The sequence below is a fragment of the Pseudomonas sp. genome (assembly GCF_048265905.1).
GTDB lineage: Bacteria > Pseudomonadota > Gammaproteobacteria > Pseudomonadales > Pseudomonadaceae > Aquipseudomonas.
The window spans coordinates 39,748-51,679 of the sequence record NZ_JBLXAP010000009.1 but is presented as its reverse complement, the minus strand read 5'-3'; the positions used below and the strand labels follow the sequence as shown (position 1 = coordinate 51,679).

The window sequence follows — 11,932 nt, the reverse complement described above, 5'->3', positions numbered from 1 at the left end:
AGCAACGGCCGTGAATCTCAGGATTTGGCATTAGCCTGAGTTGCAATGAACAGGCTGGCGCAAAAGCCGCCTTGCGCATGATTTTCCAGCACCAGTTTACCGCTGTGCCGCTCAACCGCTCGGCGTGCAATCGCTAAACCCAAACCGTGACCGGGTGCTGTTTGCCCCGGTGCGCGGAAAAACGGCTCGCCCAGTTGCTTCAGGTATTGCTCGTCAACGCCTGGGCCGTGGTCGCGGACCTGAATAACCACTGCGCCATCCTGAGGCTGCGCGTTTACTTCAATTGGCTGGCCGGGTGGATTGAAGCGCAAGGCGTTACGCAGCAGATTATCCAGTGCGCGCTCAAGCATATTCGGCCAGCCGGTGAGTTCCAGGCCGGGTGCTATGTTGATGTTGACCCGCTGTTCCGGGGCACTGATCTGCACGTATTCGACCAGCTTTTGCAGGACTGCTTGAAGTTTGATCTTTTGCACAGCCCCCGGGTTGGCATCCAGGCGAGCGAGTTCGAGAATTTCGCTGATCAGTGCTTCGAGACGGTCACACTCTTTGGTGAGTCGTGGCCATAGTTTTTTACGTTCTTCAGCACTGGCGCGCTCCGCTAGTGCAATCGCAATACGCAAGCGTGCCAGTGGCGAGCGCAACTCGTGCGAGACATCGCGTAATAACTGACGTTGGCTGCCGATAAGGCCTTGCAACCGAGCGCCCATTCGATTGAAGTCATTTGCCAGCACGCCCAGCTCATCACGGCGTTTGGACAGGTGCGCCAGGCTATTTTGTTGATAACTGGTCTGGCCGAGGTCATGCACCGCGCTGCGCAGACGGTCAAGCGGGCGGGTAATTGACAGTGTCAGCAGCAGGCTCAGGGCGGTCAAGACCACCAGAGCGATGACCAGTGCACTGATTGGCCAGAGCAGGCTGTCGCGGTGCCAGCTTTTGAGCACCGGATAAGGTATTCGGTAAATAAACAGGTAAGTCTTGTTTGTGGTCGGGCTGATGTATTCAGTGGTCAGACGCCGCCAAGGTAGGCGCTTGTCTTTTTGTCGTGACTCAAAAGCTGCAGCGCGTGCCGGGAATGTGCCGGGGACCAGTTGCTGGCCGTTTTCACCCAGTACTTGCACGTCAACCTGATATTTATCCTTGTGGTGTCTTAGGAAGGCTTGTGCGGGGCCTTTGCCGCCGCTTTCGTAACGTTCGGTCCAGGTTTCGGCAATGCCCTGTAATGCCGGGGTATTGTTAAGAATCCAGCTGTCCTGATTCAGTGCTCGGCCGAGCAACATCGATAAGCCGGCAACCAAGGCAATAGCCAGCCAGAAACTAGCAAAAATGCGCCAGAACAATGACCGCACAGGTTACTCCTTGATGCAGTTAAGGGCCCTCTGAAAAACTACTGCGCTCGATATGACGGGGGCAGCCCTTGCTGCGTTAAAAAACTGTTCAAAATGCTCATTTACAACACGTAAAGTCGAGCGCGACCTCGGTCACTTTTTCACAGTTTTTTGCCTTGTCCTATCTTCGCTCGCTACCTTTTTCAGAAGCCCCTAAGCCCGGCTGCATGAGCCAGGCTTAACAATTGATTGGTTAGCCTCGCAAGCGAGGCTGTTGTCTGGCTATTTACTCGGCTTTGGCTTTGTGCTTTTCAGCGCGACGCTCTTCCATCTTCTTCACGTGATCATCAAACTTTTTTTGCTGCTCTGGAGTCAGCAGGCTGCGCATGGCGGCCTGTTGCTTGTCGAAAGAGGCTTTAAGCTCAGCCTTCATGGCTTGCTGTTCTTTCTCCGGCAGTTTGTCCAGGTAGCGCTTGGTGATCTCGTGGCGAGTTTTCATTTGTTCGCCCATCAGTTTGCGCATGTCCTGGCGTTGTTCTTTGTTCAGATCCAGATCTTTGAATATGGCACCGCGATGACCTGGGCCTTTTCCGTCATGGTGGCCGCCGTCAGTTGCAGCCATGGCCAGGGTTGGCAGAGTCAGGGCGAGTAGTACTGCAGTGAGTGTCTTGCGCATGTTGTTTCTCCTAATCTCAAGGCCGGTTCGTTACCGGATGAGCTCAGTTTATGCAGACCTTGGTCAAGCGCAGTCAGCGAATGGTAAAGCCAAGGTAAAGATCACTAGGCAAGACTCGGGTGTTTTACACGCAGTAGTAATAGCCGCGGCTGCGCAGAGCCATGATGCGTGGGCGACCGTCGGGATGGGGGCCGATCTTCTTGCGCAGGTTGCTGACGTGCATGTCGAGACTTCGGTCGTAGAGCGTGAGTTTACGGCCCAAGGCCAATTGCGCCAGTTCTTGCTTGTCGACCGGTTCGCCCGGTTGCTGCAGTAATGCCTCAAGCACCCGGCTTTCAGAGAGTGTCAGCAGTACCTCGGTTTCACCAATATTGACCACGCCCCGTGCAGGGCTGTGTTGCAAATCACCTAAAGACTGCTGCTGGGGTGTTGTTGCGGCTGCGGTGGTACTGCGGCGTAGAACCGCCCGTAGGCGCGCTGTTAATTCGCGCGGGTCACAGGGTTTGGCCAAGTAATCATCAGCGCCTAGCTCAAGACCAAGGATACGGTCGAGTGGCTCGCCTCGTGCAGAAAGCATCAGCACTGGCAGATCGGCATGCTCACTACGCAGTTGTTTGAGCAGTTCAAGACCACTGCCGTCAGGCAACATCACGTCGAGCACCACGGCGTCTGGAGACAAACGGCTGAGGGCTTCGCGAGCCTGCTGGCCGTCATGGCAGGCCGTAACCGCAAAGCCTTCCTGGGTCAGCCAGTGGCTCAGCAGTTCACAAAGCTCGACATCATCGTCAATGAGTAAAAGTGCGCTCATGTTGATTAATTAGTCCATTCACGGCGGCTGCGGCGACTACCACGCAACATTGCGCCAATAATAACGCCGAGTAGTCCAGAGCCAGCTCCGACCGCAAACCATTGCTGGCGTTCACTTATTAGTGGCGGAGGTGTTTGCGCCTGGGCCGTTTTGAGTTGCAGTTTAAGTCGTTGGTTATCTTGACGCAGGCGTTGCAGTTGGACGCTTTCGCGTTCGGTGTTTTGATTCTGTAATTGCTCGGTAAGTTGAGCGCGTTGGTCTTCGCTCAACGCCAGACGTTGTTCCAATGCATCAATACTGGCTTGTGCGGTTGCTGCCTGCTCTGCGTGCAGGAGTGTCGGGAGCAAGCAGGTGGCAAGTAACACGATGAGCTTAGTAGGGCGCATTGGAACTCCGTTGTCCGCTACTGTTTATTGGCTGGTGCTTGGTGTTGTTGTGGTTATGGCAGTACGAGCTTAAACGGTTTAACCAGTACGGAACTATATACACCCGCCGCTTTATATGGGTCGGCATTGGCCCAGTCTTGCGCGGCAGTGAGCGAGTCAAACTCAGCTACGATTAAACTACCGGAGAAACCAGCGCTACCAGGGTCATTGCTATCAATTGCCGGGTGCGGGCCTGCGAGAATAAGGCGGCCTTCAGTTTTAAGTTGCTCAAGGCGTGCAAGGTGCGCTGGGCGTGAAGACATGCGGTTTTCTAGGGAGTTTTCTACATCAGTGGCGATAATGGCGTAGAGCATCTCAATCCTTAGTCAGTAATGGGCGCAATGGCCTGAAGCTTGAGTGGTTGGCCTGGTGTGCGGCTCAATCAATTATACAGCCGTAGATCATAGCGCTTTGGCTTTTAAAAACAGCTGTTTGCGACTCAACTCAGCAAGAATCCGTATCTGTCGGCATAATATCAACCATAAATTACTGAGATATGCCCATATGGATGTCGATTTACATTGTCACAGCACTGCATCCGACGGCGCACTGGCGCCTGCCGTGGTCGTGGCTCGGGCACATGAGCGTGGGGTTAAGCTCCTTGCTTTGACCGATCACGATACGATAGAAGGCCTTGCTGAGGCGCACTCCGCTGCGAGCGAGCATGGCATGCAGTTGGTCAACGGCATTGAGCTGTCCTGCATGTGGGGCGGCGCGACCATTCATGTATTGGGCTATGCCTTTGCCAGCGATGCGCCAGCATTGAATCAGGCGATTGAAGACCTGCATCATGGCCGTTGGCTGCGCGCTGCTGAAATTAGCCAGCGCCTAGAAGCTAAAGGCATGCCGGGTGCGCTTGAGGGCGCGCGAGCGATTCAGCAAGAGTTGGGCGACAGTGGCAACGCGCCTGCGCGGCCGCATTTCGCCGAGTTCATGGTCCGCGCAGGCTTTGTAAAAGACCGCGCAGAAGCGTTTCGCAAGTGGCTGGGCTCTGGCAAGTTGGGGGATGTGAAGCAGCATTGGCCTGCACTTGATGACGCAGTTGCGACCTTAAAACAGGCCGATGCATGGATAAGTCTGGCGCACCCGTGGCAGTACGACTTTACTCGTAGTAAGCGACGCCGTTTGGTAGCAGCGTTTGCAGAGGCGGGCGGGCATGCCTTGGAGGTGTGCAACGGCATGCAGCCAGCTGAGCAAGTTGGGGGTTTAGCCATTTTGGCACGCGAGTTTGATCTGCTGGTCAGCGCTGGCAGTGACTTTCATGCACCGGGCAACTGGTCTGAGCTGGGCATGTATCGCCCTGTACCCGAAGACCTCTCGCCACTTTGGGCGCGTTTTGAGCATGTCCGACAATCAGCAGTCATTTGAGCAGGGAGCAAATGTGAGTCAATTTTTCCAGGTTCACCCGGAGAATCCACAGTCGCGCCTGATAAAGCAGGCAGCGGAAATCATCCGCAGTGGCGGCGTTGCGGTGTACCCGACAGACTCCTCTTACGCGATCGGCTGCCGTTTGGGTGACAAGAATGCGCTGGAGCGTATTCGGCGCTTGCGCCAGTTGGATGACAAGCACAACTTCACTCTGGTTTGCCGGGATTTGTCGCAGTTGAGTACCTTCGCCAAGGTTGATACTGGCGCTTTTCGTCTGCTCAAAACCCATACGCCCGGGCCTTACACCTTTATTCTCAATGCCACGCGTGAAGTGCCACGCATCATGTTGCATGCCAAGCGCAGAACTATTGGCTTGCGTGTGCCAAGCCACCCGATTGCCCAGGCATTGCTTGAAGAGCTTGCCGAGCCGATCATGAGCGTCAGCCTGATCATGCCGGATGAAACACTGCCCATGAGCGACCCGTATGAAATGCGTGCGTTGCTTGAGCATCACGTCGATCTGATCATCGATGGCGGCTTTGGTGGCTTGGAGGCTTCCACAGTGATCAGTCTTGCAGATGATGAGCCAGAAATCGTGCGGGTCGGTTGTGGCGACCCGGAACCCTTTGAAAATTTCTGAGGCATTAATCAGGGTGTGATGCAGGCGCAAAATACGATGCTTTGTCGGGCTGTCGTTAAGCGCTAGGTCTTGGTAATGTCTGTGCAATTGCCTTATGCGGGAAACCCAGTTTGAACCTTGTTGATTCAGAGAGGCGCGTGCTTTCAGGCATGCGCCCAAGCGGCCAATTGCATATTGGCCATTACCACGGTGTGCTAAAAAACTGGATCAAGCTGCAACACAGCTACGATTGTTTTTTTTGCATCGTTGACTGGCACGCGCTCACCACTGATTACGAGGACGTCAACCAACTGCCCAAGCATGTAATGGAAATGGCGGTGGACTGGTTGGCATGCGGCCTGAGTCCAAGCTCGGCAACCTTGTTTATTCAGTCGCAGGTGCCGGAGCATGCGGAGTTGCATTTGTTGCTGTCGATGCTTTGCCCGCTGAGCTGGCTGGAACGCGTGCCGTCGTATAAGGAGTTACAGGATCAACACCAAGGGCGCGATCTGGCGACCTACGGTTTCCTTGGTTATCCATTGCTGCAAGCCGCTGACATTCTGCTTTATCGCGCTGGCGTTGTGCCGGTGGGTTCTGATCAACTGGCGCATATCGAGTTTGTTCGCGATGTTGCACGGCGCTTCAACCATTTATACGGCCGTGAGCCCGGTTTTGAAGACAAGGCAGAGGCTGCAATCCGCAAACTCGGCAAAAAGAACTCAAAGCTATACAGCCACCTGCGTCAGGCTTATCAGGAGCAAGGTGATAGCGAGGCATTGGACACCGCCCGAGCCTTGCTCAAGGAGTTGCAAAACATCACCTTGGGTGACAAGGAGCGTCTGCTCGGTTATTTGGAGGGCGGCGGCAAGCTGGTGCTGCCTGAGCCACAAGCCATGCTCAGTGAGGCGCCACGGTTGAGCGGGTTGGACGGTGGCAAAATGTCCAAATCGCATAACAACGCGATTTATCTGCGCGACTCTGAAGAGCAGGTTGAAGAGAAAATCAAGCGCATGCCGACTGATCCTGCGCGTGTTCACCGTAATGATCCAGGCGAGCCAGCGCGCTGCCCGGTGTGGCCGTTGCACAAGCTGTATTCCAATGAGACAACCTGTGATTGGGTGCAGCGAGGTTGCACCAGCGCGGGTATCGGTTGCGTGGAGTGCAAGCAGCCGCTGATTGAGTCGGTGCAGCAAGACTTGCAGCCGATCCAGCTGCGTGCAGCTGAGTACGAAGATAATCTCGACGTGGTGCGTGGCATTCTTGCCAGCGGCGCTGAGCGAGCTCGCGATGAAGCGCGCGACACCTTGGTCGAAGTGCGCCAGGCACTTGGCATGAACTATCGATGAGCAACCCATGAGCCAAGCCACGCCAGCGGTCACAGACGATCAAGCCAATGCCCAGCAAGAGCTGCAGTTTGCCAAGGTTTACGGCGAAGCGCTCACTGAGATGCCTTTGGACTTGTACATTCCGCCGGACGCGCTTGAGGTGTTTCTTGAAGCGTTTGAAGGGCCGTTGGATTTACTCCTGTACCTGATCCGTAAGCAAAATATTGATGTGCTGGATATTCCCGTTGCGGAAATTACTCGCCAGTACATGGGTTACGTTGAACTGATGCACACCGTGCGACTGGAGCTTGCTGCCGAGTACTTGGTGATGGCGGCGATGCTGGCTGAGATCAAGTCGCGAATGTTGCTGCCGCGCTCGGCGAGCGCCGAAGAGGAAGAAGACGACCCGCGCGCCGAGCTTATCCGCCGGTTGCAGGAGTACGAACGTTACAAGGCGGCGGCCGAAGGCTTGGATTTAATTCCGCGGGTTGGCCGTGACCTCAGCGTGCCACGCCTGGATGCGCCGCAAGCCAAAGCGCGCAAGCTATTACCGGATGTCAGCCTGGAGGAGCTTCTGGTGTCGATGGCTGAGGTTCTGCGCCGTGCTGATATGTTTGAAAGCCACCAGATCACCCGCGAAACCTTGTCAACTCGTGAACGCATGAGTGATGTGCTCGAACGGCTCAAGGGCGGTGAGTTTGTGCCGTTTGTTGGCTTGTTTGTGGCAGAGGAAGGACGCTTGGGTGTAGTGGTTACGTTTATGGCGGTGCTTGAGCTGATCAAGGAATCCTTGGCTGAGTTAGTGCAAAATGAGCCCTACGGTCCAATCCACGTGCGGGCGCGAGCTGAGCAAATAAATGAATTTGAATGAACCCAAAGACCTGGCCACCTTGCTCGAAGCCTTCTTATTGGCTTCTGGCAAGCCGCAGACGCTTGAGCGCTTGTATGAATTGTTCGAGGAAGGCGAACGCCCTGAGCCCGCGGTATTCAAGAAAGCCATCGAAGTGCTGCGCAAGGCCTGTGACGGACGTGCGGTCGAGTTGGTCGAGGTGGCGAGTGGCTATCGCCTGCAGGTGCGTGAAAAATTTGCTCCCTGGGTTGGACGTTTGTGGGAAGAGCGCCCGCAGCGTTACTCACGAGCGATGCTCGAAACTCTAGCCCTGGTTGCCTATCGCCAACCGATTACCCGGGGCGAAATTGAAGATATTCGCGGCGTTGCGGTCAACAGCAATATTGTCAAAACCTTGCTTGAACGTGAATGGATCCGTGTGGTCGGCTACCGCGATGTGCCGGGAAAACCGGCGATGTTGGCGACGACCAAGCAGTTTCTCGATCACTTCAACCTGAAAAGCCTTGATCAATTGCCGCCACTGGCCGATTTGCGTGAGCTTGAGCCTGCAACCGAACCCGAACCTGAGTTTGTTGGCTACGCAGAAGGCGAGGCGCCGGTACCGGCGAGCCTGCAAGCGCGAGCAGATCTGGCGCTGGCGGGTGAAGAGGGCGATGCTGAAGCTGAGCCAGCCGTTGATAAAGTTCCCGAAGAAACCAGTTTCAGCAGCTTGTTGGCCGAATTGGACAACATGGAGCAAGGCCTGAAGATTGATTTCGATGATTTAGAGCTGTCGCCTGATGATGAACCGTCAGAGACTTCTGAGACGCCTGATGTGCAAGCCGCGCAAAATCAGGCGGATTCGGTAACCAGCGGTGAGACAGTTGAACAACCCCGGCCAGACCTGACGCCCCATGATCCGATCCAAGCAGCACTGGATGAAGAAGCTGAGGCCGAGCGCGCTTTGCAAGCCGCCATCGCCGATGAACTTAACGGCAACTATTAGTGGTTGAGCGTGGCTGGCAATGGTGGAAGGATAAAGCGTCTTCCACCCTACATTTTGTGGCCACGTAGGGTGCGCCAACGCGAAGCTTGTCCACCACGTATCTGGGCGTGGCTGATAATGGTGGAAGGGTGGAGCGTCTTCCACCCTACGCATCAAGCTCCGTAGGGTGTGACAACGCGAAGCTTGTCCACCATAAGCTAAACACAAGAAATACCAGTCGGCAGAAATCCAACTATTATCTTTGCGGCTAGCTACTCTTTCAGCGGACGCGTATGATGCGCGCCCTCGACGAGATGTCGCCCCATCACAGAGAAACACCGGGAGGTGCCCAGATGAGTGAAGAAATTGAACAGACCAGCCCTGCAGGCGAAAAACTGCAGAAAGTCTTGGCCCGCATGGGTTTGGCCTCACGTCGTGAGATCGAAACCTGGATCGGCGCAGGCCGCGTCAAGGTCAATGGCGTAGCGGCAAGCCTCGGTCAACGTGTTGACCTACATGACGCAATTGCCCTCGATGGCAAGGTTATCAAGCGCGAAGAAGCAGCTGAAAACCTACGTCGTGTGATTATCTACAATAAGCCCGACGGCGAAATTTGCACCCGTGACGACCCAGAAGGCCGTCCCACTGTATTCGACCGTTTGCCGCGTCCTAAAGAAGGCCGCTGGATCAATATTGGTCGTCTCGACATCAATACCACCGGCTTGCTGATGTTCACTACAGACGGTGAACTGGCTAACCGCTTGATGCATCCTTCCTATCAGATGGACCGTGAATACGCTGTGCGTGTGCGTGGTGAAGTCGACGAAGAGATGATCGAGCGCTTGAAAGCAGGCGTGATGCTTGAAGATGGCCCCGCCAAGTTTACCGACATCAAGGAAGCGCCTGGCGGCGAAGGTTATAACCACTGGTATCACTGCGTGGTTATGGAAGGCCGTAATCGCGAAGTGCGTCGCCTGTGGGAATCGCAAGGTTTGGTCGTCAGCCGGTTGAAGCGCGTACGCTTCGGTCCGGTATTTATGACCTCCGATCTGACCATGGGTCGCTGGCGTGAAATGGGTCAGCGTGAAGTCGATATTCTTAGTGAAGAAGTCGGCCTCAAGCCTGTTGCTCTGCCAGACATGAAAGAAAAAGCGCGCGATAAGCTTGATCGTCAGCAGCGTAAGTCGGCCAAGCCGGTTGGTCGTGGTGATCGTTCTGCACGTACTTTGCGCCCGGCGCATGGTGGCCCCGCCGACGGTGATGCACGTTCCGGTCGCGGTTCGCGTGACCAGTCGCGCGGCGGAGCTGGCAAAACGTCTGCAGTGGCTGAGCGTCCAAGCGATATGAACAAGCAGCGAACCTCCGGCAAGCCTCGCCCTGAACGGGCAGGTTCGGAGTCGCCTGAGCGAGGTGGGCGCAAGCCTGCAGGTGCTCCGGCCAAGCGTCGCGGTGCGCCAGCGGCTGATGGTCAGCGTCCAGGTTTTGGTCGTGGTCGCAAGCCTGAGCCAAAGGCATAAGCCAAAGCGCTGCTTTCACAGCTCTACTTGCACGAAAGCAAAAAAGGGTCGCCTCGGGCGACCCTTTTTGTTTTCTGCTGAGTTCTGGAGCCCGCGTCGAGTTAGATTAACCGGCCATGTTCAGGCGGTTGCGGCCATCACGCTTTGAAACGTATAGCGCGTTATCGGCTCGGCGCAGTAGGCTCGCATCAGATTCGCCGGGCAACAAGCTGGCGCCGCCGAGGCTGATCGACAATTCAAGTGGCTGGCCTTGGTTGACGTATTGCAGTTGCTCGACTGAATGGCGCAGGCGTTCGCCGACCATGGCTGAGGCGTCGCGGCCTGTTCCTGAAAGCAGTACCAGAAATTCCTCGCCGCCGTAGCGGAAAATCATATCCACGTTGCGCAATTGCGTCTTGATCGTGCTGGCCACTGCTTTAAGTACTTCATCGCCAACGCTATGCCCGTGGTTGTCATTGATCTGCTTGAAGTGGTCGAGGTCGACCATCAGCAGCGATAGCGGCTGCTGGCTGCGACTGGCGAGATCGACTTCACGGTGCAGCATCTGCTCCATCGCAATACGATTGCCGGTGTTGGTCAGCGGGTCGCGCAGCGCATTCTGGATGGCTGTGCGGTAGAGCAGAGCATTGCGCAGCGGGTAAAGCAGACTGCCAAGCAAGGCTTCCAGTTGGTTTAACTCAACTTCGCTAAAACGTAGTTTGCGCCGGAATACTAATTCGCCGAGATATTCTCCCTCATGACTGAGACGATAGCTGGCTGAGTTACCTGCGGTCTCACCGAACTCCAGGTTCAGATCACTGACACCGTGCTGATAAGACAAACCATCGAGCGCAACCAGACGCTGAATCTCGCTGAAAAACAGGTTCAGTGTGCGCTCTGCGTCAAGGCTGGTTTGCAATTGCAAATTCAGGTGCTGGCGGAGTTGGGCAAGGGTAAGGGGCTGCAGTGATTGCTTTTGTTTGCTCGAGTAGCCGAGACGTTGCAGCTTGGCCGCATCGAAATCAATTGTGTTGCTGGAGTTGGGGGGAACCATAAACGCTAAACCTCTGGCGCTAAAGTGCGGCAATATTGGTTTAGAGCGATTTCCGTGCCAGCTGTTTCGTTTCAATCAAAAAATATGTGAATTCAGTCACTTATAGTTGCCGGATGGCGCGGAGTGAGGGTGAAGGCGCGGCTGATGACAAAAGACCGGCGAGCAGTTGCCGGTCGGCTGCCAAAAAGCTGGCATTATTTTGCCACTATCGAGCGTTACTGTGCGTCAAATGCCTGGCCGCTGACGCCCGTGCTGTCTGGGCCCATCAGGTACAGATAGACCGGCATGATGTCAGCTGGAGCTGGATTGTTGTCCGGGTTTTCGCCTGGATAAGCCTGGGCGCGCATGTCAGTGCGGGTTGCACCTGGGTTGATGCTGTTGGCGCGCACTGGGGCGACATTTTCCAGTTCGTCTGCCAATGTCTGCATAAAGCCTTCAGTGGCAAATTTCGACACACCGTAAGCGCCCCAATAAGCGCGGCCTTTGCGGCCGACGCTGCTTGAAGTAAAGACCACGGAAGCGTCGTTTGAGAGCTTCAGTAATGGCAACAGGGTGCTGGTCAGCATAAACATGGCGTTGACGTTCACTTGCATGACACGCATGAAGTTCTCGCCAGATAACTGCTCGACCGGGGTGCGTGGACCGATGATTGAGGCGTTGTGCAGCAGGCCATCGATTTTGCCAAATTCACTCTCAACCATTGCCGCCAATTCGTCGTACTGATGCGGCAGAGCAGTTTCCAGATTGAAAGGGATAACCGCGGGTTGTGGGTGGCCGGCTGCTTCGATTTCGTCGTAGACCTTGCTCAGGTTGCTTTCAGTCTTGCCCAGCAACAACACCGTTGCGCCATGGGCGGCGAAGGTTTTGGCAGCCGCTGCGCCAATGCCGCGGCCTGCGCCGGTGACTAAAATAACGCGGTCTTTGAGAAGATCAGGGCGGGCGGTGTAATCGAACATGACTCAGTCTCGCTTGCTTGGTGCGGCGCGGCTGCGCCGGTCGCCGGTTTCAATGGTTGCGCAAAC

The 11,932-nt window shown here is 55.5% G+C and carries 13 protein-coding genes; 6 read left to right on the top strand and 7 right to left on the bottom strand.

Annotated features, from left to right (window positions below):
- Positions 1-17: 17 nt before the first annotated feature.
- The 5 genes from ACN0UH_RS13340 to ACN0UH_RS13320 form a co-directional block, all read right to left on the bottom strand.
- Entirely contained in the window at positions 18-1,346 is a 1,329-nt protein-coding gene (locus ACN0UH_RS13340) for a HAMP domain-containing sensor histidine kinase (protein WP_417662502.1), read from the bottom strand.
- Positions 1,347-1,611: 265 nt separating this feature from the next.
- Positions 1,612-2,001, bottom strand: a complete 390-nt coding sequence (locus ACN0UH_RS13335) for a Spy/CpxP family protein refolding chaperone (RefSeq protein WP_417662501.1) — start codon at positions 1,999-2,001, stop codon at positions 1,612-1,614.
- Between the two features lie 124 nt (positions 2,002-2,125).
- Entirely contained in the window at positions 2,126-2,809 is a 684-nt protein-coding gene (locus tag ACN0UH_RS13330) for a response regulator transcription factor (RefSeq protein ID WP_417662500.1), read from the bottom strand.
- A 5-nt stretch (positions 2,810-2,814) separates the two neighbouring features.
- The gene (locus ACN0UH_RS13325; RefSeq protein ID WP_417662499.1) at positions 2,815-3,195 is read right to left on the bottom strand and encodes a translation initiation factor 2; all 381 of its coding nucleotides are present in this window, start codon (positions 3,193-3,195) and stop codon (positions 2,815-2,817) included.
- A 53-nt stretch (positions 3,196-3,248) separates the two neighbouring features.
- Positions 3,249-3,548: a YciI family protein gene (locus ACN0UH_RS13320; protein WP_417662498.1), complete on the bottom strand. Its 300-nt coding sequence runs from the start codon at positions 3,546-3,548 to the stop codon at positions 3,249-3,251.
- 190 nt (positions 3,549-3,738) lie between these two features.
- On the opposite strand from ACN0UH_RS13320, the gene ACN0UH_RS13315 reads away from it, so the two are divergent.
- From ACN0UH_RS13315 to rluB, 6 genes are all read left to right on the top strand, one after another.
- Complete coding sequence (locus ACN0UH_RS13315; protein ID WP_417662497.1) at positions 3,739-4,602, top strand: PHP domain-containing protein; 864 nt, start codon at positions 3,739-3,741, stop codon at positions 4,600-4,602.
- Positions 4,603-4,615: 13 nt separating this feature from the next.
- Positions 4,616-5,242 carry an L-threonylcarbamoyladenylate synthase gene (locus ACN0UH_RS13310; protein WP_417662496.1) on the top strand — a complete coding sequence of 209 codons (627 nt, stop codon included), beginning with the start codon at positions 4,616-4,618 and terminating at the stop codon, positions 5,240-5,242.
- Positions 5,243-5,352: 110 nt separating this feature from the next.
- Positions 5,353-6,567: a tryptophan--tRNA ligase gene (locus ACN0UH_RS13305; protein ID WP_417662495.1), complete on the top strand. Its 1,215-nt coding sequence runs from the start codon at positions 5,353-5,355 to the stop codon at positions 6,565-6,567.
- Between the two features lie 100 nt (positions 6,568-6,667).
- On the top strand, positions 6,668-7,417 hold the full coding sequence (locus ACN0UH_RS13300; protein WP_417662625.1) for a segregation and condensation protein A: 750 nt from the start codon (positions 6,668-6,670) through the stop codon (positions 7,415-7,417).
- Positions 7,404-8,381: an SMC-Scp complex subunit ScpB gene (gene scpB, locus ACN0UH_RS13295; protein ID WP_417662494.1), complete on the top strand. Its 978-nt coding sequence runs from the start codon at positions 7,404-7,406 to the stop codon at positions 8,379-8,381. The genes ACN0UH_RS13300 and scpB overlap by 14 nt, the downstream gene beginning before the upstream one ends.
- Before the next feature lie 332 nt (positions 8,382-8,713).
- Positions 8,714-9,877, top strand: coding sequence for a 23S rRNA pseudouridine(2605) synthase RluB (rluB, locus tag ACN0UH_RS13290; RefSeq protein WP_417662493.1), 1,164 nt, complete (start codon positions 8,714-8,716; stop codon positions 9,875-9,877).
- Between the two features lie 106 nt (positions 9,878-9,983).
- Here rluB and ACN0UH_RS13285 read toward each other — a convergent pair whose 3' ends face one another.
- Both ACN0UH_RS13285 and ACN0UH_RS13280 read right to left on the bottom strand, forming a co-directional pair.
- Entirely contained in the window at positions 9,984-10,910 is a 927-nt protein-coding gene (locus ACN0UH_RS13285) for a GGDEF domain-containing protein (RefSeq protein WP_417662492.1), read from the bottom strand.
- A 215-nt stretch (positions 10,911-11,125) separates the two neighbouring features.
- Entirely contained in the window at positions 11,126-11,866 is a 741-nt protein-coding gene (locus ACN0UH_RS13280; RefSeq protein WP_417662491.1) for a YciK family oxidoreductase, read from the bottom strand.
- Positions 11,867-11,932: the final 66 nt, after the last annotated feature.